The organism is Bradyrhizobium sp. LTSP857 (assembly GCF_000938285.1).
In the GTDB taxonomy this organism is placed as follows: domain Bacteria; phylum Pseudomonadota; class Alphaproteobacteria; order Rhizobiales; family Xanthobacteraceae; genus Bradyrhizobium.
Genome location: NZ_JYMS01000027.1, coordinates 143422 through 167654 on the forward strand (window position 1 = coordinate 143422; position 24233 = coordinate 167654).

At 63.9% G+C, this 24233-nt stretch carries 25 protein-coding genes and 1 tRNA gene; 11 read left to right on the forward strand and 15 right to left on the reverse strand.

All coding sequences use genetic code 11. The features are described from left to right. The first annotated feature begins 43 nt into the window (after nucleotides 1-43). The 3 genes from UP06_RS18120 to UP06_RS18130 all read left to right on the forward strand — a co-directional run bounded on the left by UP06_RS18120 (nucleotide 44) and on the right by UP06_RS18130 (nucleotide 3448). Nucleotides 44-1018 (forward strand): NADPH:quinone oxidoreductase family protein, encoded by a 975-nt coding sequence (locus UP06_RS18120; RefSeq protein WP_045004483.1) that lies wholly within the window; start codon nucleotides 44-46, stop codon nucleotides 1016-1018. 387 nt (nucleotides 1019-1405) lie between these two features. Then, nucleotides 1406-2275, forward strand: coding sequence for an SEL1-like repeat protein (locus UP06_RS18125; RefSeq protein ID WP_045004485.1), 870 nt, complete (start codon nucleotides 1406-1408; stop codon nucleotides 2273-2275). 18 nt (nucleotides 2276-2293) lie between these two features. Beyond that, a complete protein-coding gene (locus UP06_RS18130; protein WP_045004488.1) occupies nucleotides 2294-3448 on the forward strand; it encodes a TAXI family TRAP transporter solute-binding subunit in 1155 nt (384 codons plus the stop codon). A gap of 176 nt (nucleotides 3449-3624) precedes the next feature. On the opposite strand, the gene UP06_RS18135 is transcribed toward UP06_RS18130, so the two are convergent. Both UP06_RS18135 and UP06_RS18140 read right to left on the reverse strand, forming a co-directional pair. Further along, nucleotides 3625-4002, reverse strand: coding sequence for a YkvA family protein (locus UP06_RS18135; RefSeq protein WP_045004995.1), 378 nt, complete (start codon nucleotides 4000-4002; stop codon nucleotides 3625-3627). Nucleotides 4003-4091: 89 nt separating this feature from the next. Then, nucleotides 4092-4394, reverse strand: coding sequence for a 4a-hydroxytetrahydrobiopterin dehydratase (locus UP06_RS18140; protein ID WP_045004490.1), 303 nt, complete (start codon nucleotides 4392-4394; stop codon nucleotides 4092-4094). A gap of 151 nt (nucleotides 4395-4545) precedes the next feature. Between UP06_RS18140 and UP06_RS18145 the strand changes: the two genes are divergently transcribed. Then, nucleotides 4546-5991 (forward strand): TAXI family TRAP transporter solute-binding subunit, encoded by a 1446-nt coding sequence (locus UP06_RS18145; protein ID WP_045004492.1) that lies wholly within the window; start codon nucleotides 4546-4548, stop codon nucleotides 5989-5991. Between the two features lie 106 nt (nucleotides 5992-6097). After that, on the forward strand, nucleotides 6098-7639 hold the full coding sequence (locus UP06_RS18150) for an alkaline phosphatase D family protein (RefSeq protein ID WP_045004494.1): 1542 nt from the start codon (nucleotides 6098-6100) through the stop codon (nucleotides 7637-7639). A gap of 22 nt (nucleotides 7640-7661) precedes the next feature. Here UP06_RS18150 and UP06_RS18155 read toward each other — a convergent pair whose 3' ends face one another. Further along, nucleotides 7662-8060 (reverse strand): response regulator, encoded by a 399-nt coding sequence (locus UP06_RS18155; protein ID WP_045004495.1) that lies wholly within the window; start codon nucleotides 8058-8060, stop codon nucleotides 7662-7664. 162 nt (nucleotides 8061-8222) lie between these two features. Between UP06_RS18155 and UP06_RS18160 the strand changes: the two genes are divergently transcribed. The 3 genes from UP06_RS18160 (at nucleotide 8223) to UP06_RS18170 (ending at nucleotide 12594) form a co-directional block, all read left to right on the forward strand. Next, a complete protein-coding gene (locus UP06_RS18160) occupies nucleotides 8223-8999 on the forward strand; it encodes a Crp/Fnr family transcriptional regulator (RefSeq protein ID WP_045004497.1) in 777 nt (258 codons plus the stop codon). Between the two features lie 305 nt (nucleotides 9000-9304). Then, nucleotides 9305-11131, forward strand: coding sequence for a translational GTPase TypA (gene typA, locus UP06_RS18165; RefSeq protein WP_045004499.1), 1827 nt, complete (start codon nucleotides 9305-9307; stop codon nucleotides 11129-11131). A gap of 215 nt (nucleotides 11132-11346) precedes the next feature. Further along, nucleotides 11347-12594: a flavin monoamine oxidase family protein gene (locus tag UP06_RS18170; RefSeq protein WP_045004500.1), complete on the forward strand. Its 1248-nt coding sequence runs from the start codon at nucleotides 11347-11349 to the stop codon at nucleotides 12592-12594. 90 nt (nucleotides 12595-12684) lie between these two features. Here UP06_RS18170 and UP06_RS18175 read toward each other — a convergent pair whose 3' ends face one another. Genes UP06_RS18175 through UP06_RS18190 form a run of 4 tightly spaced genes read right to left on the reverse strand, consistent with a single transcriptional unit; the run spans nucleotide 12685 to nucleotide 15774 of the window. Next, nucleotides 12685-13092 (reverse strand): thiol-disulfide oxidoreductase DCC family protein, encoded by a 408-nt coding sequence (locus tag UP06_RS18175; protein ID WP_045004501.1) that lies wholly within the window; start codon nucleotides 13090-13092, stop codon nucleotides 12685-12687. Next, entirely contained in the window at nucleotides 13092-14411 is a 1320-nt protein-coding gene (locus UP06_RS18180; RefSeq protein ID WP_045004502.1) for an SDR family oxidoreductase, read from the reverse strand. Before UP06_RS18180 ends, UP06_RS18175 begins: the two co-directional genes overlap by 1 nt. 8 nt (nucleotides 14412-14419) lie before the next feature. Then, nucleotides 14420-14887, reverse strand: a complete 468-nt coding sequence (locus UP06_RS18185) for a DUF2269 family protein (protein ID WP_045004504.1) — start codon at nucleotides 14885-14887, stop codon at nucleotides 14420-14422. After that, complete coding sequence (locus UP06_RS18190; RefSeq protein ID WP_045004505.1) at nucleotides 14884-15774, reverse strand: alpha/beta hydrolase family protein; 891 nt, start codon at nucleotides 15772-15774, stop codon at nucleotides 14884-14886. The genes UP06_RS18185 and UP06_RS18190 overlap by 4 nt, the downstream gene beginning before the upstream one ends. Nucleotides 15775-16040: 266 nt before the next feature. On the opposite strand from UP06_RS18190, the gene UP06_RS18195 reads away from it, so the two are divergent. Next, nucleotides 16041-16550: a GNAT family N-acetyltransferase gene (locus tag UP06_RS18195; RefSeq protein WP_027533231.1), complete on the forward strand. Its 510-nt coding sequence runs from the start codon at nucleotides 16041-16043 to the stop codon at nucleotides 16548-16550. A gap of 180 nt (nucleotides 16551-16730) precedes the next feature. Then, a complete protein-coding gene (ppa, locus tag UP06_RS18200) occupies nucleotides 16731-17267 on the forward strand; it encodes an inorganic diphosphatase (protein ID WP_045004506.1) in 537 nt (178 codons plus the stop codon). A 43-nt stretch (nucleotides 17268-17310) separates the two neighbouring features. Here ppa and folD read toward each other — a convergent pair whose 3' ends face one another. Genes folD through UP06_RS18215 form a run of 3 tightly spaced genes read right to left on the reverse strand, consistent with a single transcriptional unit; the run spans nucleotide 17311 to nucleotide 18834 of the window. After that, nucleotides 17311-18195 carry a bifunctional methylenetetrahydrofolate dehydrogenase/methenyltetrahydrofolate cyclohydrolase FolD gene (gene folD / locus UP06_RS18205; RefSeq protein WP_045004508.1) on the reverse strand — a complete coding sequence of 295 codons (885 nt, stop codon included), beginning with the start codon at nucleotides 18193-18195 and terminating at the stop codon, nucleotides 17311-17313. A gap of 1 nt (nucleotide 18196) precedes the next feature. Then, nucleotides 18197-18529, reverse strand: a complete 333-nt coding sequence (locus UP06_RS18210) for a DUF167 domain-containing protein (RefSeq protein ID WP_045004509.1) — start codon at nucleotides 18527-18529, stop codon at nucleotides 18197-18199. 14 nt (nucleotides 18530-18543) lie between these two features. Further along, complete coding sequence (locus tag UP06_RS18215) at nucleotides 18544-18834, reverse strand: YggT family protein (RefSeq protein WP_045004511.1); 291 nt, start codon at nucleotides 18832-18834, stop codon at nucleotides 18544-18546. 186 nt (nucleotides 18835-19020) lie between these two features. Here UP06_RS18215 and UP06_RS18220 point away from each other — a divergent pair. Continuing rightward, a tRNA-Ala gene (locus UP06_RS18220) sits at nucleotides 19021-19096 on the forward strand. A 118-nt stretch (nucleotides 19097-19214) separates the two neighbouring features. Here UP06_RS18220 and UP06_RS18225 read toward each other — a convergent pair. The 5 genes from UP06_RS18225 to UP06_RS18245 all read right to left on the reverse strand — a co-directional run bounded on the left by UP06_RS18225 (nucleotide 19215) and on the right by UP06_RS18245 (nucleotide 24194). Beyond that, entirely contained in the window at nucleotides 19215-20027 is an 813-nt protein-coding gene (locus UP06_RS18225; protein WP_045004996.1) for an enoyl-CoA hydratase, read from the reverse strand. Nucleotides 20028-20121: 94 nt separating this feature from the next. Beyond that, nucleotides 20122-20925, reverse strand: a complete 804-nt coding sequence (locus tag UP06_RS18230) for a glutamine amidotransferase (protein WP_045004513.1) — start codon at nucleotides 20923-20925, stop codon at nucleotides 20122-20124. Nucleotides 20926-21053: 128 nt separating this feature from the next. Beyond that, nucleotides 21054-21833: an SDR family NAD(P)-dependent oxidoreductase gene (locus UP06_RS18235; RefSeq protein ID WP_045004515.1), complete on the reverse strand. Its 780-nt coding sequence runs from the start codon at nucleotides 21831-21833 to the stop codon at nucleotides 21054-21056. Between the two features lie 227 nt (nucleotides 21834-22060). Beyond that, nucleotides 22061-22549: a tellurite resistance TerB family protein gene (locus UP06_RS18240; RefSeq protein WP_045004516.1), complete on the reverse strand. Its 489-nt coding sequence runs from the start codon at nucleotides 22547-22549 to the stop codon at nucleotides 22061-22063. Nucleotides 22550-22784: 235 nt separating this feature from the next. Beyond that, a complete protein-coding gene (locus tag UP06_RS18245; protein ID WP_045004518.1) occupies nucleotides 22785-24194 on the reverse strand; it encodes an adenylate/guanylate cyclase domain-containing protein in 1410 nt (469 codons plus the stop codon). Between the last annotated feature and the right edge of the window lie 39 nt (nucleotides 24195-24233).

Below are 24233 nucleotides of genomic sequence, written 5' to 3' on the forward strand. Positions count from 1 at the left end.
AATTCTGCCTCGAAACGCCAAGTGCTCTCAAGAAGGTGTCGCCATGAAAGCCATCCTCTGCTCGCAATATTGCCAGCCCGACGATCTCGTGCTCGCGGACATACCGGATCCGGTAGCGGGTCCCGGCGAAGCCGTGATCACGATCAAGGCCGCGGCGCTGAACTTCTTCGACATCCTGATGATTCAGGGCAAGTACCAGATCAAGCCGCCGTTCCCGTTCTCGCCGGCCGCCGAAGTTGCCGGCGTGATCGAGAGCATCGGCCCCGGCGTGACTGAGGTGAAGGTCGGCGATCGCGTCGTCGCGTCCTGCGGCCACAACGGTGCGCGCGAAAAGATCGCGTTGCCCGCAGCCTCGATCGTGAAAATCCCCGACAATCTCGATTATGACCGCGCGGCCGGCATCATCATCATCTACGGCACGGCGCTGCATGCGCTGGAAGATCGCGCGAGCCCTAAGCCGGGCGAGACGCTCGCCGTGCTCGGTGCTGCCGGCGGCACGGGCCTGGCTGCCTGCGAGCTCGGCAAGCTGATGGGCCTGAAGGTGATCGCCTGCGCCTCGTCGGACGAGAAGCTTGAGTTTGCGAAGGCGCATGGCGCCGAGCTGACGCTGAACTACGGCAAGGAAGATTTGAAAGAGGGCCTGCGCAAGCTCACCGGCGGCAAGGGCGTCGACATCATCTTCGATCCGGTTGGTGGTACGTATGCCGAGCAGGCGTTGCGCTCGATCGCCTGGGAAGGCCGCTTCCTGGTGATCGGCTTTGCCGCCGGCGACATTCCGAAGATGCCGCTGAACCTCGCGCTGCTGAAGGGCTGCGACATCCGCGGCGTGTTCTGGGGCGCCTGGACAAGGCTCAACCCGGCAAAGAACCGCGCCAATCTCGAGAAGCTCGTGCAGTGGACGGCCGAAGGAAGAATCTCCTCGCATGTCGACCGCACCTTCCCGTTGGCGCAGACGGCGGATGCATTGAAGGTGCTCGCAGGACGTCAGGCCATGGGCAAAGTGATTTTGCATCCGTAATCGCGGTGCTGCTTCTACACACTCAACTGTCATCGCCCGCGAAAGCGGGCGATCCAGTATTCCAGAGACAGTGCGAGGATACGGAGAAGCCGCGGCGTACTGGATTCCCCGCCTTCGCGGGGAATGACAGCGAGCGCGGGACACGCGGTGTGTCCACCACCGCACGGTAAAAACGCCGTCAACCATGGCCGCCAAAATTGCGGTGCATTCCGCGGGCTCGCCCCAATCAAACCCAAATATCTCCCGATTCGCGCCAACCGCCGTCGTTTTTTGGGCTGATTCAAATTGCGATTTACCGGTTCCATTTTGCGGGGCGCTCCTGGACAACAACAACAAGACTGAAGCCTGGAAGGCCCTCGCGTTGCGTCAGTAATGGGGAGCATCACCATGGAGACGACGGCGTACCGTCCGTCCAGGGAGTCGAGGGCGTTCGACTCCGATCGATCTGCATCACATCCGTCCACCGCGTCTTACATCCGTGCGCACGCCGAGCGTGCCGGTCTTTCGCACGACGATCCAGTTCCACTCTTCCTGTCCGATCCGCTCGGCGCGCCCGACCCGCGGGAATATGCGCCGCGGGAGTTGCGCCTGGGGTCCCGACTGGTCCCACGCATTCTCGCCGGCGTTCTGGCGATATCCACCATGGCAATCCTGGTCGGGCTATTTCAGCCCGATCTTCGCAGCCTCGTCACCGCCAATGCCGGTGGCGCGACGAGCACAGCTGCTGATCAGCCTGTGGCTCCGCCGAGCGCACCAATTGCACGGCAGGCTCCGATCAAGGACCCGGCCCGCGTGACCAACACGAGGCTGGCGAGCGCCGACGCGCAGGACCTTCCAGCACCGTCGACGCCAAGCCGCGAAGCGATCGCGACCGCCTACCAGATTGCGCTGCAAGCCCAGGCGCCTGTGACCGCGCCCGTGCCCGTCGCCGTGCAGCCTGCGCCGCCTCAACCTGCACCGCCTCAGCCTGCGAGAGCGCTAGACGCCGACACGCTGGCAGGACTGATGACGCGCGCGAAGAGCCTGATCGGCGTTGGCGATATCGCCGCCGCGCGCCTGCTGCTCGAACGCGCGGCCAATGCGCAAGATGCAACGGCAACACTTTTGCTGGCCCAGACCTATGATCCGGCAGTGCTCCGCACCAGGGATTCGCGAAGCGTCAACGCCGACGCGACCGCGGCACGCGACTGGTACCAGAGAGCCGCAGCCCTCGGATCCGCAGACGCGCAGCAGCGCCTCGCTCAGCTCTCGAACTAGAACTTATCAGGGGACATCATGCGTAACGCTTTGAGAATGGCGCTTGCCGCCATCATGACCATCTGTGCCTTCGCGGCACGCGCCGAGCAGACCGAATATGATCCGGCCAAGGTCTCGGACAGCCTGAAGGCCATCTTCCAATTCGGCTCGACCTCGACCAAGCAGGCGCTGAACGCCAACACCGTCACGCTGATGACCGGCACGATCGGCGGCACCTATGTGCAATTCGGCGCCGACCTCGCTTCCGTGCTCGACGACGGCAACAAGATCCGCGTGCTGCCGATCGTCGGCCGCGGCTCGGTGCAGAGCGTTGCCGACATCCTGTTTTTGCAAGGCGTCGATCTCGGAATCGTGCGGGCCGACACGCTCGACTATCTCGAACGAAAAGGCTTCGCCAACGACATCAAGCGGCAATTCACCTACGTGACCAAGCTCTACAACGAAGAGATGCAGGTGATCGCACCGAAATCGGTCGCGACGCTGAAAGACCTCGAAGGCAAGACGGTGAGCGTCGACCTGCCCAACGGCGGCACCTTCGTCACCGCGCTCACCGTGTTCGAACGGCTCGGGATCAAGGCGAAATTCGTCTATGTCGAGCAGCGCATCGCAATGGAGAAGCTGAAGGCCGGCGAGATCGACGCCGTGATCGTGGTCGGCGGCAAACCTTACAAATCGGTCTCGACCTTCGGCAATGACGGCCGCTTCCACCTCGCCCGCGTGGATTATGCAAAGCCGCTCCAGAGCGACTATCTGCCGGCGACGCTGACCGCCAAGGACTATCCGAACCTGATCAAGGACGGCGAGAGCGTGGACACCATCGCGGTGCCGGCGGTGCTCGCGGCGTATAATTGGGCGCCCAACACCGAGCGCTACCGCAAGCTTGCGCTGTTCGTGGACGCGTTCTTCACCAAATTCCCGGCACTTCAGAACCCGCCCTTCCATCCGAAATGGAAGGAGGTTTCGCTGGCGGCACCTCTGGCGGGCTGGAGCAGATTGCCGGTGGCGCAGCAATGGCTCGACCGGCACGGCGTCGAGCCGGTGACGCAGCAACGCTTCGAGGCGTTCCTGAAGCAGAGTCCCACGGCCGGAAAAGTTTCCGACGCCGACAGGGAGACGCTGTTCAGGCAATTCCAGGCGTGGGATGCGGACAAGGCACGGGCGGAGAAGAAGTAGCGGGCGACCACACGCTCGCTGTCGTCGCCCGGCTTGACCGGGCGATCCAGTACTCCGTGACGCCCGTTATTGAATCGAGAAGCCGCGGCGTACTGGATTCCCCGCCGGAGCCTGTCATCGGGCTCGCCGAAGGCGAGACCCGGTGGCGGGGAATGACAGCGGAATATGAGGCCCCGCTATTGCTCCGCCCCATCCACCCCGCGCTTCAGCACGGTGCGGGCGGCTTCGCGATGCTCTGTCGTGATGTGGCTGGCGACCATGCGAAGGGCGGTGGCGAGCACGGCGGCGTCATCGGTGAAGCCGAGGATCGGCATCATGTCGGGGATGAAGTCGAACGGCAGGATGAAATAGGCGATGGCGCCGAGCAGCGACGCCTGGACATGGCGCGGCGTCTGCCGGTCGAACGCACAGTAATAGGCGGCGAGCAGATCTTCCGCGAACGGCAGATGCGCGGCGACGCGCTTCAGCTTGCGCCAGAAGCGGCGGCGCACGCTTTCACGATCTTCCGCGAGCCGATCGGCCGGCTCGAAGCCGACGCTGTGTTCGGCAGCCATATTCGAAAACTCCCGTTCCGCCCGGCGCGGCCGATCGCCGCATCCGATGACGATCACAAGATGGGGATGCTGGTGGTCCCTGCAAGACGTCAGCCCTGCGTCAGCTTGGCAATGGCGTTCATCGTCCTGGCGAGTTCGATATCGAGCCCCGTGACTCCACCGGCGTCATGGGTTGCCAGCACCACCTCCACCGTCTTGTAGACGTTGCGCCATTCGGGGTGGTGATCCATCTTTTCGGCGACCAGCGCCGCGCGGGTCATGAAGCCGAAAGCCTCGTTGAAATCCTTGAAGACGAAGGTCTTCCCGATGGCCTCCCTGCCCGGCACCTCGGTCCAGCCCAGGATACCGCCCAGCGCCTGCTTGCGCGCGTCCGCCGATAACCGCTCTGCCATGATCGTCTCCGTCCTTCAGGGGAACTTTACCCTAACACCGTGCTGACGCCCGGGTTCATACGGGATTTCGTCGATCCGCTAACCATGACGGAGATGTAACCCCGCGCGACAAGAAATTTGCTACACTTGCGGGCGTAAATCGCCGGCCAAGATGAAACTGAGCCTGAAGCGCCTGTTTGGGAGATCGATGACCGGGGGATTGGACCTGGCCGAAACGCCCTCTCCGCCTTCGCCGCGATCCGCGGCGCGGAAGACCGCGCTCGTGTCTCTGGCGCTCGTCCTTGCAATCATCGGTGCGCTTGTCGGCGGCTATTATTTCGCAATGCGACCGGTGACACTGAAGGTCGCGGTCGGTCCGGCCAACAGCGATGACATCAAAGTGGTGCAGGCGCTGACGCAAGCCTTTGCGCAGAGCAAAGGCTATGTGCGGCTGCGTCCGATCCAGACCGACGGCGCCACCGCCAGCGCCGATCTGCTCGCCGAGGGCAAGGCCGATCTCGCCATCGTGCGCGGCGACCTCGACGTGCCCAAGAACGCGCAAGCGGTTGCGACGCTGCGCAAGAACGTCGTGGTGCTGTGGAGCGTGCCCGGCAAGGGCAAGAAGAAGGGCGCCAAGATCACCAAGATCGCGCAGCTCGCCGGCCATCGCGTCGGCGTGGTCGGCCGCACGCCGGCCAACGTCAATTTGCTCAAGGTGATCCTCCAGCAATACGGCGTCGATCCCGCGAAGGTCGAGATCGTGCAATTCCCGGCAAGCGAGGTGGCCGAGGCGATCCGCACCCAGAAGGTCGACGCCTATCTCGCGGCAGGCCCCGTCAACAGCAAGATCACTTCGGATGCGATCGCCGCCTCCGCCAAGGACGGCGGCACGCCGTCCTTCCTCGCCATCGATTCCGCGGATGCGATCGCACAGAACCATCCGGTCTATGAAGCGTCCGAGATTCCCGCGGGCACCTACGGCGGCTCGCCCGATCGTCCCGAGGACGAGGTCAAGACGATCAGCTTCTCGCACCACATCGTGGCCCGCAAAGGCCTGTCGGATACCACCGTCGCGGCGTTCACGCGGCAGCTCTTCGCCGTACGCCAGCAATTGGTGGCGGAATTCCCGATGGCCGCGAAGATCGAAACGCCCGACACCGACAAGGATGCCGTGATCCCCGTGCATCCCGGTGCCGCCGCCTTCGTCGACGGCGAGGAAAAGACCTTCCTCGACAAATACAGCGATTACATCTGGTGGACCCTGATGGCGCTCTCGGCCACGGGCTCGATCGGCGCGTGGTTTGCGGGCTATCTCAAGAAGGACGAGCGCGACAACAACAGCCATCTGCGCGAACGCCTGCTCGACATGATCGCGACGGCACGCAAGAGCGAGACGACCGAGGAGCTCGACCAGATGCAGGCCGAGGCCGACGAGATCCTGCGCGACACGCTGCGCTGCTATGATCACGGTGCCATCGAGGAAGGCGCGCTGACCGCCTTCAACATCGTGCTCGACCAGTTCCATACTGCGGTTGCCGATCGCAAGGCCGTGCTGTTCAGCATGCCGCAGAATTTGCAACGCGCCGGCGCGCAATTCCGGGCCGCCAGCAACGCGTAAACGCTTGCGCGCGTTATCGCTGCGTCACATTGTCTCAATATAGCTTCGGACTCCATCGTGGCGGCCTCCCGGGCGGGCCGTTTCACGCGAGATCGAGGCTGTCTCCATGAAGATCAAATTCTCCCGCCGCCGTTTTCTCACCACCAGCGCCGGCGCGCTGGGCGCGATCGCGATGCCTCATCTGTCGCGCGCGGCCGACCGGCCGGCGGTGACCCATGGCGTACAGTCCGGCGACGTCACCGTCGATGGCGGCGTGGTCTGGGCGCGTGCGGATCGGCCCGCGCAGATGCTGGTCGAGGTGGCGACGACGGAATCCTTCAAGGACGCCCGCGCGCTGCCGCCGATCGCAGCGCTCCCCGAGAGCGACTTCACCGCGAAGATGCTGATCGAGAATCTTCCCAGCGGACAGGACATCTTCTACCGCGTCCGCTTCCGCGATCTCTCCCACACTGCGGTCGAAGGCGAGCCGGTGGTCGGCCGCTTCCGCACCGCGCCGGCCGACCGCCGCGACGTCAGCTTCGTCTGGGGCGGCGATGTCGCCGGCCAAGGCTGGGGCATCAATCCCGACGACGGCGGCATGGTCGCCTTCTCGGCGATGCGCAAGCACCGTCCGGATTTCCTGCTGCATTCCGGCGACACCATCTATGCCGACGGCACGATTGCGTCCGAGGTGAAGCTCCCCGACGGCAAGGTCTGGAAGAACGTCACCATTCCCGAGAAGGCCAAGGTCGCCGAGACGCTCGACGAATATCGCGCCGCGCACAAATACAATTTCACCGACGACAATGTCCGCGCCTTCAATGCCGAGGTGCCGATCTTCGTGCAGTGGGACGATCACGAGGTAACCAACAACTGGTCGCTGTCGAAGGACCTGCCGGCGACCTACAAGGTGCGCGACGTCTCGCTGCTCGCGGCCCGCGCGGGCCGGGCCTTCCACGAGATGTATCCGATGCGCGAGAGCATCGTCGAACCGGGCCGGGTCTATCGCCAGATCTCCTACGGCCCGCATCTCGACGTATTCGTGCTCGACGAGCGCAGCTATCGCGGCCCGAACGGCGCCAATCTCGAGACGGAATACGGCCCGGCCAGCTACTTCCTCGGGCCGGATCAAATGGCGTGGCTCAAGCGTGGCCTGCTCAACTCGCGCGCGACCTGGAAGGTGATCGCCTCCGACATGCCGCTCAGCCTCGTTGTGCCGGATACGCCGCAGGGCGGCTCAGAGGCTTTCGCACAAGGAGACGGGCCGGTGCGCGGCCGCGAATTCGAGATCGCCGACATCCTGCGCTTCATCAAGATGGCGCCGATCCGCAACACGGTGTGGCTGACGGCTGACGTGCACTACACCGCCGCGCATTATTACGATCCGAACAAGGCGCAGTTCCAGGATTTTGATCCGTTCTGGGAGTTCGTCTCAGGCCCGCTGCACGCCGGCACGTTCGGTCCGAACGATCTCGACAACACTTTTGGGCCGGACGTGCGCTTCATCAAGGCGCCGGGCAAAGACAACCAGAACCTGCCGCCATCGGCCGGCATGCAATTCTTCGGTCACGTCAAGATCGACGGAGCCTCCGGCCAGATGATTGTGACGCTACGCGACCGCGCCGATGTTGCGCTGTGGTCGACCACGCTCGATCCGAAATTCGCCTGAGGACGACGGCGACGGCGCGCCGTCAGCTGCCGCGCGCCCGCAACGCCGCCTCCAGCGCATCGCTGGAGCAAGGCTTTTGCAGGCGCGGTCGCGCTGCGAATTGCGGCGGAATGCTCGTCTCCGCGCCGTAACCGGTCACGAACACAAACGGAATCTTCAGAACGACGAGACGGTCGGCGATCGCAAAGCTCTTCTCGCGGATCAGCTCGACGTCGAGCAGCGCGAAATCGGGCGCACGCTTCGTGATCGCCTCCAGCGCCTGCGCGACCGACCCCACGGTGCGCACACTCGTCACGCCAAACCCGAGCAGGCGGTCCTCGAAATCGATCGCGATGATCGGATCGTCCTCGACGATCAGGACATCGGCAGGACAGTCTGAGCCGTCGGAAAGAGCGGGTGCCATCATCGCATCTTGGAACATGAGGTTTCTCGGATCAGGACTGCCGCGACACGATGCCTGTGCCCAGCGCATCGGAGGGTTCCCGGAACGAAACCCACCACATCGCCGTTCTCTGGTCTGTCCACTTGTGCACACAGGGATCGGACGGAACTCGCTAATGTGAGAGGAGGATGGGAGCTCACCATGGACGCGCGCACCGCCAAGGCAACCGAGGTCAACACCCGGCCGACGAACAACCTGCTGCGGCGCCTGAACCAGGCGGACTACGCGCTGCTCGCGCCGCACATCACCGTCGATGACGCTGACGCGAACGAGCTGCTTTATAATCCCGGAGACGATGTCCAGGTCGTCCACTTCCCCTGTGGACCGGCGCTTGCGACGTTTCTCGTTCCCAACGAGGACGGACGCGACGTCGAGACCATCCTGGTCGGTCGCGAAGGTGCCGTGGGCGGCATCGTCAGCGAAGGATACTTGCCGGCCTACACCCGCATCGTCGTCAAATTCGGCGGCCCATTTGCGCGCATCCACGTCGGCAAGCTGGAAGCCGCCAAGCTGCGCTCGACGTCGTTGCGCCATGTCTTCGCCCGCTACGCGGACTGTATGCTGGCGCAAATCTTCCAATCGACCGCCTGCAACGCCATCCACTCGATCGAGCAGCGCACGGCCAAATGGATCTTGGCGGCGATGGAGCGGACGGGCGACGAGAACAGCGTGCCGCTGACGCATGAGCAGCTTGCGACATTGCTCGGCGTCGGCCGCAGCTATGCGAGCCGCGTGCTCCAGTCGTTCAAGGCGGAAGGCGTGCTCGACACGCGACGAGGGTCGATCCTGGTCCGCAACCGCGACGGCCTGCGCCTGCGCGCCTGCCTCTGCAACGACGCCGTGAAGATGCATTTCGAGGAGGTGCTGCGCGGGGTCTACCCGACCGAGGAGGCGGGTCGCAGCTCGGCCCAGGGCTGACCGGCGGGCTGATTGGGCGGCCATTTGTGGGCCATGGGCCAGAAAAGGCCCGGGACCCTCCGTAAGCCCCGGGGATTCCCGGACAAAATTCAGTCAACCAATCCCGAAAGAACGCATTGTTTTTTGGCGTTTTTTGCCTATATTGCGCTGCAAACGCGCAGGATGCCCGGTCGAGCTGGCCGGGCTTCCTTTTTGGGCGTAATAGGCCCCCGTTTTCCACGTTTCCAGCGTTGTCCGAGAAGAGGTCCCGGCTTGACCGGCGAGATCGCGCTTAACCCATTGTCTGACCGCAAAGAAGCTCACTCATGAACCTTCGCAACATCGCCATCATCGCCCACGTCGACCACGGCAAGACCACGCTCGTCGACCGCCTCCTCCAGCAATCCGGCACCTATCGCGAGAACCAGAAGGTGACCGAGCGCGCCATGGACTCCAACGATCTGGAGCGCGAGCGCGGCATCACCATCCTGGCCAAGGCGGCCTCGGTGCAGTGGAAGGACACGCGCATCAACATCGTCGACACCCCCGGCCACGCCGATTTCGGCGGTGAGGTCGAGCGCATCCTCAACATGGTGGACGGTGCGCTGGTGCTGGTGGACGCCGCCGAAGGCCCGCTGCCGCAGACCAAATTCGTGGTCTCCAAGGCGCTCAAGGTCGGTCTGAAGCCGATCGTCGTCATCAACAAGGTTGACCGTCCCGACGCGCGAGCGACCGAAGTCATCAACGAGGTGTTCGACCTGTTCGCGGCGCTCGACGCCAGCGAGGAACAGCTCGACTTCCCGATCCTCTACGGGTCGGCCAAGCAAGGCTGGATGGCCGAGAGCCCGGATGGGTCGCACGAAGCTGGCATGCAGCCGCTGTTCGACTTGATCGTGCGCCATGTCGCGCCGCCGACCGTCGAGGAAGGCCCGTTCCGCATGATCGGCACCATTCTCGAAGCCAACCCCTATCTCGGCCGCATCATCACCGGCCGCATCACCTCAGGCTCCATCAAGCCGAACCAGGCCGTGAAGGTCTTGGGCGCCGACGGCAAGATGATCGAGCAGGGCCGCATTACCAAGATCCTCGCCTTCCGCGGTATCGAGCGCACCCCGCTCGAAGAAGCCGACGCAGGCGATATCGTCGCGATCGCGGGCCTGACCAAGGGCACCGTCGCCGACACCTTCTGCGATCCGTCGGTCGAGATCCCGCTCGTGGCGCAGCCGATCGACCCGCCGACCGTGTCGATGTCCTTCATCGTCAACAACTCGCCGCTCGCCGGCACCGAAGGCGACAAGGTGACCAGCCGCATGATCCGCGACCGCCTGCTGCGCGAGTCCGAAGGCAACGTCGCGCTGCGCGTCGTCGAAGCCTCCGACAAGGACGCGATGGAAGTCTCGGGCCGCGGCGAATTGCAGCTCGCGATCCTGATCGAGACCATGCGCCGCGAGGGCTTCGAGCTTTCGGTGTCGCGTCCGCGCGTCGTGCTGCAGAAGGACGAGGCCACCGGCGCCACCCTGGAGCCGATTGAAGAAGTCGTGATCGACGTCGACGAGGAGCATTCCGGCGTCGTCGTGCAGAAGATGAGCGAGCGCAAGTCCGAGCTGGTCGAGATGAAGCCGTCCGGCGGCAACCGCCTGCGCCTGGTGTTCTACGCGCCGACCCGCGGCCTGATCGGCTATCAGGGCGAACTGCTCACCGACACCCGCGGCACCGCGATCATGAACCGTCTGTTCCACGGCTACGCGCCCTACAAGGGCGAGATCCAGGGCCGCCGCAACGGCGTGCTTATCTCCAATGACCAGGGCGAAGCGGTGGCTTACGCCATGTTCAAGCTGGAAGATCGCGGTCCGATGATGATCGAGCCGGGCTGGAAGGTCTACAAGGGCATGATCGTTGGCGAGCATACCCGCGAGAACGACCTCGAGATCAACATTCTCAAGGGCAAGCAGCTCACCAACATCCGAACCACCTCGAAGGACGAAGCGGTGCGCCTGACGCCGCCGATCCGGATGACCCTGGAAAAGGCGCTGGCCTATATCGAGGACGACGAGTTGGTCGAGATCACGCCGAAGTCGATCCGTCTGCGCAAGCGGCACCTCGACGCCAACGAGCGCAAGCGCGCCGAAAAATCCAAGGAAGCGGTGGCGTAACTCGGTCCACGCCGTAGTGCCGTAGGGTGGGCAAAGCGCAGCGTGCCCACCACTTGAGATCCCGGTCAGCAACGGTGGGCACGGCGCAAGAGCGCCTTTGCCCACCCTACGAAGTCGGATCACCCGCTCCGGTGCGCAGTTGCGCATAAGGCGGGTGATGACGGCTATGCTTGCGGCCGCTTCAGCACGCTCAGCGAACGTGCTAGATCCCGCAGATGAGTTCCCTTCCCTCCTCCGTCGATGTTGCGATCATCGGCGCCGGTGCAGCCGGCCTCGGCGCAGCCCACACGCTGTCCGGCTCCGGCCTCTCCGTGATCGTGCTGGAGGCACGCAATCGCCTCGGCGGCCGCGCCTGGACCGTGCAGGCCTCGCCTGAGGTCACCTTCGACGTCGGCTGCGGCTGGCTGCACTCGGCCGACAAGAACTCCTTCGTCACGATCGCCAGACAGCTCGATTTCGAGGTCAACAAGGATTTGCCGCCCTGGCGCGAGCGCGCCTTCGGCACCGCGTTTCCGCAAAGCGAGCGCGACGATTTCATGCGCGCGATGGACGCGTTCTACGAGCGTCTTTGGGAGGCCGCGCAGAAGGGCAAGGACGAACCCGCGAGCCGCAGCCTCGAGCCCGGCAATCGCTGGAATCCCATGATCGACGCCGTCTCGACCTACATCAACGGCTGCGAACTCAAGGACATGTCGACGCTCGACTGGGACGCTTACGAGGACACCAACGCCAACTGGCGCATCCGCCGCGGCTATGGCGCGCTGGTCGCTGCCTATGGCGAAGACTGTCCAGTGGCCTTGAACTGCAACGTGACGCTGGTCGACCATTCCGGCCAACGCATCCGTCTCGAGACATCGCAGGGCACGCTGACCGCCGACAAGGTGATCGTCACCGTGCCGACCAATCTGATCGCCGATGAAGCGATCCGCTTCTCACCAGCGTTGCCGGCGAAGGTCGATGCGGCAGCCGGCCTGCCGCTCGGCGTCGACGACAAGGTGACGCTGGCGCTCGACGGTGCCGAAGCCTTCCCGAAGGAAGGCAATCTGCGCGGCGCCACCATGCGCACCGAGATGGGCACCTACCACATCCGCCCGTTCGGCCAGCCCTGCATCGAAGGCTTTTTTGGCGGCACCTTCGCGCGCGAGCTGGAAGACGCGGGCGAGGGCGCGATCGCCGCGCAAAGCATCGACGAAATTGCGGGCTTTCTCGGCAACGACATCAGACGCAAGCTGAAGCCGCTGTGCGAGTCGCGGTGGGGCCACGATCCCTTCGCGAGAGGCTCCTATTCGCACGCGCTGCCGGGACACGCCGGCGACCGCGCGGTGCTGGCCGCGCCGGTGGAGGGGCGGCTGTTCTTTGCGGGTGAAGCAACGTCACCGAATTTCTTCACGACGGCGCACGGAGCGCGGGATAGCGGCGAGCGGGCCGCGCAGGAAGTGCTGGCCACTCTCGGGAAGCCATAGCCGCAACCTCCGTCTTTGCGAGCGCTGCGAAGCAATCCAGACCGTCACCGCGAAAAGATTCTGGATTGCTTCGCTACGCTCGCAATCGAGTTACTCGATCACGCGTGCTCGCAAATCCGCATCCGGCACGAAGCACGCGTCATACTTGCCAAAGATGCGATAACGGTTGTGTGCGATGAGACTGTACACCGCATTCCGCAGCGGCTTCGGCACAGCAAACAGCACGCGTGTCCAACTCCATCCCGGCAGGTTCGACAACACGGTCAGCGCAGCGTCTGACTTCATAAACGCCTCGCCGCCGTGAACCACCGCATTGGTGTCGGGATCATCGGGGTCGATGCCGAACGTTTGCGCGAGCTTCGTTCCATAGTCCGATTGAATCGGCGTGAACCGAAACCGCTTCGCCGTGTCACGCTGCGCGACGAACCGCACCCAGCGCGAGCAGAAGATGCAGACGCCGTCGAACAGGATCACGTCGTCATCGGGCCATTTGGGCATCAGCGATTATCCAGCATCAGAAGCGCGACCAGCATCAGCACGATCGCTGGCCCGGTCTTCACCAGCGCGCCGAGCGGTTCGATCCATAGATCGGGCGTCAGGATCGCCGCACCCGCCATATAGCCGAGCGAGGCAATTATGCCAGCGACGAGCCCGATCGCAGCGGTGCGGCGGAAGGCGATCAGGACGCCGATGCTCATGTCCACCAGGCTGGTGCCGATGGTGATGGGATCGACCAATGCAGCCGGAAAGCCGTGCGCGCTCAAGATGCCGGCGGCGGCGCGGTAGGAGACGAACAGCGCGATGAAGCCGGAGACGACCCAGAACGCGACCAGGCTCGCGAAGATCAGCGCCTTGATCAGGAACAACCGTGCGAACCATTTGTCCTGGATGGTCGCGGGATGACGCCCGATCGTCTCCGCCAGCGTCTTCGGCGCAATGCCGGTGGCGGCGATCCACATCGAGGGATCGCCGGTGACGCCACGGCGCAGCTCGGCGATCGCGGTGGTGCGCATCGGCGGCATCCAGCCGAGATAGTTGGCGAAATCGCCGATTCGCGCGCCGAGATCGAGCATGAAGGTCGGCATCGCGATGCGCGGCCAACCTGCGGTGCCGAACGCGAAGCGAAACTGCTTGATGACACCGGCCATGGTAACCGGCTCGGACTGCATCAAGTCCCAGCTCACGGCTTTCACGGAGCCGTCGTCGGTATCACGCGCAGCGAGCCAGGCGATGGTGGCGGCGATGTCCTCGACCGCGACGGGCTGAAACGGCGTCGCCATTTCCTTGTCCGGCAGGTCGAGCGGAAAAGCAGCAAGCGCGCGCAACATGGCGCTGCCGCCGTAGGCTGAGGGCGCGACCACGAAGCCGGGCCGCAGGATGGCGTGGGGAATGCTGGATGCCGCGATAAGACGCTCGGCCTCGCGCTTGGTCATGGCGAACGCGGTGCGATCGGCCTCAGCGGCCCTGGGGATCGAGATGTGCACCAGCCGGATCGCACGGCCGCTGCCGGCGATGGCCTGAAGCAAGCGGGCGACAAAATCGCGATGAACCGCATTGGTATCGCTGCCGGGGCCGTCCTGGAGCACGCCGAGGCAATTCACGACGACGTCCACCGCATGTTCGCTCAGAAGGCGCGTCATCGCGGCCGCATCGAGGGAGAGGATCGGCAGCTCGATATCGAGCGCGCTCATCCTCTGCGCCGGCGACAATTTTCGCGCGACGCCGACGACACGAAAGCCTCGCGTGCGCAAATCGTCGGTGACGAAGCGGCCGATCAGGCCGGAGGCGCCGAGCACCAAAATGGTTCGCGGGTCCATCGCTTCCCTCACAACGGTTTTGCGATCATCAGCCAGAGGATCAGCATGGTCGCGCCGAAGCCAGGGAAGCCGAACGCGAACCAGCGGCGATACAGCACGAAATAGCGCTCCGGCAGAGCCACGCGCTGCTCGGCGGCCTTGCGCGCGAGATCGCGCATCTCGATCTGCATGAAGACGACAGGGATCCAGAACAGGCCGGCGATGGCGTAGAGCACGAGCGAGGCGAGCAGCCAGCGCTCGGTGATATCAGTGGCCGAAAGCATCATCAGCAGGCCGCCCGTAACCGGTTGGAGGATCACGGCCGAGAGCGTGAAGATCGCATCCGCGATCACCACCACCGAGGCGGTGCGCGCGATGAACGCCGCATCCTGCGTACGATGCGCCATCAGCATGAAGAAGGCGATACCGGTTCCGGTGCCGAGGATGACGATGGCGCCGAGCACATGGAGATACTTGATCAGGAAATACAGCGTCATGGTTTCTTCGCCGTGACCGGCGTCAGCGCGCGATCAAGCTCGTTGCTGGCGGCTCTGACGCCGGCCTCGGTCTCGACCATCCAATGGCCCTCGCTGCCTACGGCCGGCAATGTGCGAAAATCGACCTTTCCACGGCCGCCACGAAACCCATCGGCCAAACTTCGCGAGAACGGCGGCGCAAAATAGCTGTCATTGCTGGCAACAAGCCATGTGACGGGAATGCGCGCCGCCTTGCCGAATTCGGCTGCGGCCGCAGTGAGCGTATGCGGCGCACAGATCCGGTTCGCTTCGTCGTTGGCGTGGCCACCGCGCCCTGGTGCGAGTGCGATGATCGCGGCGATCACCTTCGGATCGGCATTCGCAAGTGCCAGTGCGCCCCAGCCGCCGGCGGAATGGCCGAGCACGATCGCCGCATCCTTGCGAATGAAATCCTGCTTCAGCAAATAGTCGAGCGCGAGCGAAATCTCCTCTGCGGTTGCGCGGCCGGAATGCGCGTAGTCCGCCTCGTCGCAGCCGCCCTGGTCCTCGACATAGCGGCCGCCGGTCGCGCCATGGCCGAGCCGTTCCGGCACCAGCACAGCAAAACCGCGCGCAACGAGAAACGCTGCGAGCGCGCGGTATTCCGGTTGCGGCATTTGCGCACGACGTAAGCCGTTCTGCGTCGAGGCATGTGCGATCACCGCGAGCCGAAACGGACCTGTGCCAACGGGACGAAACAGCAATGCACGCGCGGCAATATCGGTATCCGGTGACGGCACACGCCATTGCTGCCGGCGGAACGGCTCGCCTTCCTCACCCGATGACCCAAACGTGACCTGAGCGCACAGAGGCGGCGCCGTCAGCAGGAACAGCAGAGGCAGGAGGGCGAGGATGTTGAGGAGCCGCATGAATTGCCGGAGGCGAACACGAATAGCGTAGGCCAGACTAGTCGGAACGAATCATCCTGGGCGGACTTTCTGCGCTGTCATCGCCGTTCATTCGTTCCGGCACAGCAGTTTTGCACCGACACACGGCACACCAATGCCGTTCAAGGCGGCGGCTTGTCTTCTTTCGGTACAACATGGTTAAAATACTGATGCAGAAAGTCCACAGGTTAACCGATAATTAACGATAGGTCTTGCCGCCGGCGCGGCGACTTGGTTTGATCGCGTCCATGAGCACAACCCTGATCGAGGTCCGGCCGGCCAAAGCTGCAGACGCAACTGCGGTGGCGTCCACCCATGACGAAGCATGGCGCTCGGCCTATCAGGGCATCATTCCCGGCGCCGAGTTGGAGAAGCTGATCAACCGCCGCGGTCCGCAGTGGTGGGACAGCGCGATCCGCAAGGGCAGCCGCGTCAGCGTGCTGGTGTTCGGCGACAAGATCGCGGGCTATGCGAACTATGGCCGCAACCGTGCCCGCAGCCTGCACTTCGATGGCGAGATCTACGAGCTTTATTTGCGTCCGGAGTTCCAGGGCCTCGGCTTCGGTCGCCGCCTGTTCACCGCCGCCCGCCGCGACCTCATGCAGAGCAATCTGAAGAGCATGGTGGTGTGGGCGCTCTCGGACAACGATCCAGCGACCGAGTTCTACCGGGCGCTCGGTGGCCGCATGGTGGCGCGCTCCTCGGAGCGGTTCGGGCCGAAGTCGCTCGACAAGGTTGCCTTCGCCTGGACCAATTGAGCTGCTGAAACGTTAACGGGCAGCGTTCCCCTTCCGTCGATCCCGTTGCCGTCTGAGCCGGTGATCGCGGGATTCATTATTTCACAAAAACGCGATGGATAGGCGGGCCAAGCCCGCGTATGACAGTGCGAAAATCGCTGCCGGGCGCGATTTAGCCTCGGCAATAACGGAGCCTTTTCAATGCGTATCGATGCGGTCTCGATCGGGAAAAACGTACCCCACGACGTCAACGTCATCATCGAAGTCCCCGTGGGCGGCGAACCGATCAAATACGAGATGGACAAGGAGGCCGGCACCCTGGTGGTCGACCGCTTCCTCTACACGCCGATGCGTTACCCCGGTAACTACGGCTTCATCCCGCACACGCTGTCGGATGACGGCGACCCCTGCGACGTCCTGATCGTCAACACCCGCGCCATCATCCCCGGCGCCGTCATGAGCGTGCGCCCCGTCGGCGTGCTGTTCATGGAAGACGAGGCCGGTGGCGACGAGAAGATTCTGGCAGTGCCGTCGTCCAAGCTGACGCAGCGCTACGACAAGGTGAAGTCGTATTCCGACCTGCCGGACATCACGCTCCAGCAGATCCAGCACTTCTTCGAGCACTACAAGGATCTCGAACCCGGCAAGTGGGTGAAGATCCTGCGCTGGGGCGGCCCGGAAGACGCACAGAAGCTGATCCTCGAAGGCATCGAGCGCGAGAAAAAGAAGAAGGCGTAAGTTCTGCTCCCTCGCCCCGCTTGCGGGGCGAGGTGAAGCAAACTTACACCGCCGGCTTCGGCAGGCCCGCGATCGCGCAGGCGGCGCGCAGTGTATTCACGAGCAGGCAGGCGACCGTCATCTGGCCGACACCGCCCGGCACCGGCGTCACCGCACCGGCAACCGCGAGCGCTTCCTGATAGGCGACATCGCCGACGAGCCGCGTCTTGCCGTCGTCCTTCGGGATACGATTGATGCCGACGTCGATCACAGTCGCGCCAGGCTTCAGCCAATCGCCGCGCACCATCTCCGGCTTGCCGACTGCGGCATAGACGAGGTCGGCCTGCTTCACGAGACCGGGCAAATCGCGCGAGCGCGAATGCGCGATCGTCACCGTGGCGTTCTCGTTCAACAGCAATTGCACCAGCGGGCGCCCGACCAGATTGGAGCGGCCGATGACAATGGCGTTCATGCCTGCGAGCGAGGCATGCACGCTCTTGGTCAAAATGATGCAGCCGAGCGGCGTGCAGGGCGACAGCGCCTCGAATCCGCCGGCGAGCCGGCCGGCATTATTCGGATGCAGGCCGTCGACATCCTTGGCGGGATCGATGGCATTGATCACGGCCTCGGTGTTCAGCCCCTTCGGCAGCGGCAGTTGCACCAGAATGCCGTGCACGGCGGGATCGCGGTTGAGCTTTGCGACGACCGCCAGGAGATCCGCTTGCGAGACATCGGCAGGCAGCTTGTGCTCGAACGAGGCCATGCCGGCAGCCTGGGTCTGGGTATGTTTTGAGCGGACATAGACTTCGCTCGCGGGATCGCTGCCGACCAGAACAACCGCAAGCCCCGGCACCAGATTGTGCTCGCGCTTGACGCGGGCGACCTCATCGCCGACGCGGGCGCGAAGCTCCGCCGCGATGACTTTTCCGTCGATGATCTTGGCCGTCATGTCAGTTCCTTATGCCTATCGATTTGACTGATGCGAGCTGCCGCAACGCTTCGGCGAGGTCTGCCGGATCGCCCTCGACCGCAATCTGCTTCAGCCGCGACGTCGCCCCGGACAGGAGACTGACGCTGGCCTTGGGGACGCCAAGCGATTTCGCCAACAGCACCAGCACCGCGCGATTGGCCTCGCCGCCATCGGCGATGGCACGCACGCGCACCTTCAACACGCTGCGGCCGTCGGAGAGCTGCTCGATCCCGTCTATGTCGTCACGGCCGCCGCGTGGCGTCACCCGCAACGCGATGCTGACGCCCGTGATGGAGGTGCGCCAAGGAACCATGAAGGCTCCAAGGCTTATGGCACGTTCGGATAAACGTACTCGGCGAGATAGAGCTGGATCAACCAGAGCACGAAGAATGCGACGATCGGAGACATATCGAGCCCGCCCATGCTGGGCAGCCTGCGCCGAATAGGACCGAGGACCGGTTCGGTGATCCGATAAAGAAACTCCGCGACCGCTCCGACGAACTGGTTGCGGGTATTCACGACGTTGAAGGCGATCAACCAGGACAGAATTGCCGATGCGATCAGCAGGTAGATGTACAGATTGATGATCTGGATCAGAATGAAGACTATCGGGCGCATCAGCGAAACACTCTCTGAGCCTGTGTCGTGGAATGGTCATGGCTAGATATCGGTTCCCCCCGGCCCAAACAAGGGAAGTCGGTGCCCGGATGGCTAAAACCGGGTTACACCCGTCCTTGACTTGACCTTGGCGGGGACTTAAATGGCGCCCGGTTGTCGGCCGCATTGACCAGAGCGGCGGACTACGGGGCCATAGCTCAGCTGGGAGAGCGCGTCGTTCGCAATGACGAGGTCGGCGGTTCGATCCCGCCTGGCTCCACCAGCCTTCGCTCGCTTCGCGAGCTACGGCTAGGCAAGCCAGCCGGGCTCTTTCCTAGCGAAGGAAGCGACGGCTGTCCCGCCATAGCCCGGAGGGCGACGGCGGACCTCCTCTACAAGCCCTACCTCCCCGTAAACCTCGGTGGCCGCTTCTCCATAAAGCTCGCCACGCCCTCCCGGAAATCGCTGCCGTTGAGCGCGACCAGCATCTCGCGATTGGCCTCGATGGTGGCCTCGCCAAGCGTCTGGAACGGCACCTCGTAGAGCTGCCGCTTGATCACGGCCATCGCACTCGGCGAGACGAAATCGGCGAGGTCGCGCGCATAGGCATAGGTCTCCTCGCGCAATTTTTCGGGCGGGCAGAGCCGGTTCACCAGCCCGATCCGCAACGCCTCCTCGCTTCCGACGCGCCGCGCCGAGAGCAGCAAATCCATCGCGTTGGCATGGCCGACGATGTGCGGCAGCATCCAGCTGATGCCGTGCTCGGCAATCAGGCCGCGCCGCGCGAACGCTGTCGTAAACACCGTGTTGTCGGCGGCAAAGCGCAGGTCGCAATAGAGCGCGTGCACGAGGCCGATGCCGGCGGTCGCACCGTTGAGCATCGCGATGACCGGCTTTCCGATCGACGGATAGAAGCCGTAGCGCGTCTGCCAGTCCGGACGCCTGTTCATGTCGAAGGGCGGCAGGTTCGAGGCGCGCCTGATGTCGTTGGGATCGAGCCCCTTCAGCGCATCCATGTCGGCGCCGGCGCAGAAGGCGCGGCCCGCGCCGGTGAGCACGATGACACGGACATTGTCATCGGCGCTTGACGCTTCCATCGCGTGGCGTACGTCGCGCTCCATAACCGGCGTCCACGCATTCATGCGATCAGGACGATTGAGCGTGATGGTCGCGATCTTGTCGCTCACCTCGTAGAGAATGTGTTCATAGGCCACGGCGCTCTCCCTGTTTTTCGGCACGCCTTCGCGCGTGCGCGTTGAGAGCAAGCCTAGCATATCCAGGGATGAGGCAAGGGCCGGAGCCGCGCGATCACTCCGCGGCTTGCGCCAGCACCGGCCGGCGCGACAGCCAGCCATCGATGAAATGATCGAGCCAGGCGCGCTCCGCAAAATCGTAGACGGCGCGGTCCGCGAAATGATGATGCCGCTCGCGCGCCCCGGGCGCGCCCAGGCCGTCATAGCCGCGCGTGGTCCAGCAATGCATCATCGCGTAGGTCACGTCAGGATGAAACTGCACGCCGAAGGCATTGCCGGTGCGGAACGCCTGGGTCGGAAAATCGTCGCCTTCCGCAAGCAGCTCAGTGCCGACCGGCAACTCAAAACCCTCGCGATGCCAGTGATAGACCTGCGCCGGCCAGTCCGGGCAGAGCGCGTGTCCTGCCGCCGTCGGGCGGATCGGGTAATAGCCGATCTGGGTCAGCGCCGCCGCATGTGGCGCGACGCGGGCGCCAAGCTGCATCGCGAGCATCTGCGCGCCAAGGCAGATGCCGAGGAACGGCCTCTGTTCGCGGAGCGGAATTTCGATCCAGTTGATCTCGCGGCGGATGTAGTCGTCCGGATCGTTGGCGCTCATCGGACCGCCGAAGATCACGGCGCCGGCATGCTGCTCGAGCGTATGGGGCAGGGGATCGCCGAAGCGCGGACGGCGGATGTCGAGGCGATGGCCGAGCGCGCGCAGCGCATTGCCGACGCGGCCGGGCGTCGAGGATTCCTGGTGCAGGATGATGAGGACCGGCAGCCGGGCTTCAGAACGGGCAGCAGATGCGCCAACGGCCCTTCGCTTGGGGAAGGGTACCAATTCTGCGCTACCAAACCTGTCCGTCCGGAACGACATCGCCTTTCCAAGTGCTATCGGTTCAGACCGCCAGCATAACTAAGCGAGGGTTAATTTCGTGTGAGTTCGCACACACCTTCCCGATACAGAAAGCAAGCGCCGGGCCACAACGGGCGCTTCGGGCCTGCTCAGTGCCTCTGCCGCTGAAACCGACTGGTGGCGGACAGGATGAAGCCGCGCGGGAAGAAACGCAGTGCGAATGGCACAATCTTGATGCCCAGGCCGGGCAACACTGCCCGTTTGTTGGCCATCAGGCCACGATAGGCCTGCTGTGCAACATCGGCGGCAGGCACATTGAGAAGAGCCGTATTATGTCCGGAGCCAACGCCAGCGCGCGCCTGGAATTCGGTGGGCACCGGACCCGGGCAAAGTACGGTGACACGAACACCGCGCGGCGCGAGCTCGGCCCGCAGGGCCTCGGTGAGCGAAATCACATAGGCCTTGGACGCGTAGTAGACCGCCATGCCGGGGCCGGGCAGAAAGCCGGCGACCGATCCGACATTGAGAAGACCGCCCTTGTTCTTGATGAGCTGATCGGCAAATCGCAGCGACAGATCTGTCAGCGCCCGGACGTTGACATCGACGATGCCGAGCTGCGCGACACGATCGCACTCGATTGCGTCGCCAAACGCGCCAAAGCCGGCATTGTTGACGAGATGGTCGAGCTCAACGCCTTCGGCAGCGAGCGCCGCCGCGATCTTCTCGCCAGCGTCGGCTTCTTGCAGATCGCAGGCGATCACGATCGGCTTCTTGCCGCCCTTGGCCGAGAGCTCGCAGGCGAGCGCCTCGAGACGATCTGCGCGGCGCGCCGTCAGAGCCAAGCGATGCCCGTTCGCGGCGAATACGCGCGCCAGCTCCGTGCCTATGCCCGCCGAGGCACCGGTTATCAGCGTCACCCGCTCAGTCACGATGGAAGTCTCTTAATTTAAGTTTTTTTGGCCCACAACGACGGGACGAGAGCATAAGCCGTGCGCGACACGCAAGCTGGCTAGCCGCATGGCACCGTGAGCGAACGACAGGGAGTGCAGGGAAAACCCACGATTTGCAGGGCTTTTCGGCACCGGCGCGGCCGGGCCGCAATATTAAAGTTTCGTCATGTGCCCACACGGCCCGCAATTCGCCGTGCTGAGGCGGATCAGCCGTTGACGGCGCCGTCCTTGACCTGACCGCCGGCACGATCCGCAACCGCATGCTTGAGATCGATCCGGTCGCGCTGGGCGATCCCGAGCAGGTCGGACGCGCGCCACACGACATTGTCCTCGAACTCGGTCACCTGGCCGTCGGCATAGACCAGTTCCCACATCATTTGCACGATGCGCTTGCGGCCCTCTTCGTCGAGCGAGCGCATGATGACGCTGGTAAAGTGATAGAGGTCGACCGCCTCACCCTCGACCTGGGTCGCATCCGCAATCAGCCGGTCCGCGGTGCCGCGATCGAGCCCGAAATGGCTCTCGATCAGGCTGTGCAGCTTGCGTTGCTCGGCCGCCGTCGGCTGGCCGTCCAGCGAGACCACATGGACCAGCAGTGCGGTTGCCGCCAGTCGATAATCGCTGTCGCCGAAGGCGCGATCCCCGGCATGAGGGGCAACAATCTCAGCGATGAATTGGCGCAGACCGTCGAGCATGGAGTCCTACCGATATCGATGAAGCCGCTTGGAGCGCGGCCGCTACAAACCATTATATGAGTGGGAAACTCAACCAGCGCAACGTGCGTCAGTTCCGCGCGCTGATTACGTTTCGGCAATCTGGATAGCGTTAACGCGCTCGGCGCCCGCCTCATTCCCGGATGTCGTCCCGGCGAAGGCCGGATAGATTCCGCGGTATGGGTCCCGGCCTTCGCCGGGACGACAGCGATGGACTTTACGGTATCTCGTACACCACCATCTTGTCGGCGATGCCGCGCAGCGCGGCCTGCTTCTGGATCGGCCTGATCTCGCGCTGCTTGAGGACTTCTGCAACCGCCGGCGCGTCCAGCACCGGCCCGGTGATGTGGATTTCCTGCGCCGTCGACAGGCTCTGCACACGCGCGGCGATGTTGACGGTCTGGCCGAAATAATCCTGCCGCTCGTTGAGCATCACCGCGAGGCAGGGGCCTTCATGGATGCCGATCTTGACGATGAGGTCGGCGGTGCCGCGCTGCTTGTTGAGCGCGTCCATCGCCGCGCGCATCCGCAAACCCGCGACGATCGCGTGCTCGGGACGCACGAACGTCGCCATCACGGCATCGCCGATGGTCTTCACCACTGCGCCCTTCTCGGACGAGATGATCTCGAGCAGCGCGTGGAAATGCGCCCGCACGAGATCGAACGCGGCGAGATCGCCGACCCGCTCGTAGAGCGCGGTCGAGCCCTTGAGATCGGTGAACAGGAAGGTCAGCGAGGTGATCTGGAGCCGCTGGTCGAGACTGAGATTGTCCGCCTTGAACACATCGCGAAACGTCTGGTTCGACAACATGCGCTTGGCAGTGAGAAACGGCTTGCGCTTGCCTATCAGATGATGGAGCGCCTCGGCCGCGATGAACACCGACGGCAGCACGCGCACGCCGGCCTGGTTCTCCAGCGACAACCGCAGCGGCCCCGGCCGCATGGTCGTAGTCCCCGTCGGGGCCTGCACCTTGTTGTACATGATGGCAAGCTGCTGGCGGTCCTTGGTCGGCTCGCCCTGGACGTCGATGAAATGGGCAGCGTGCGTCACCGGCTCGAAGATGATGATGAAGTCGTTCGGCAGTTGCAGCGACATGGTCGCCTTCTCGCCGGCCGGCAGCTCCATCGTATCCAGCGTTACCTCGTCGGACAGCGTCGCAAACGACTCCTTGTCGAAGTCGACGCCGGAACTCCAGAACACCTGCTTGAAATACTCCCACACCGGAAGCGAGTTGGGGTCGTGCGCCGCGATGCGCCGCACGCGCGGATTCACCGTGAAGGAGACCTCGACCTGGTCGTCGACGGATGCCTTGTAGCCGCAGGCGCAGAGCGCGCAGTGATAGTCATCGGGCTTGAGCGCCTTCAGGGTCGAATGCGCGCCAAGCACGCCACCGCATCCCGGACACAGCACATTCCAGCCGAGATCGAACAGCCCGAGCCGCGCCGAATGCAGGAAAGCCGAGATCGCGCGCTCTTCGTCGAGACCATGCTGCCGGGAGAAGTCGAGGACGTTGACACGGTTGAGCTCGTGATCCTCGCCGTCCTCGATGAGGCGCACAATTGCGTCGACCGCCTTGGGATCGGCGGTCTGCTTCAGAACGGAAAACTGGGCCTGGATGTCGCTCATGGCGTAACTCTATCTAGGGTGGATCACGCCAACGGCCAG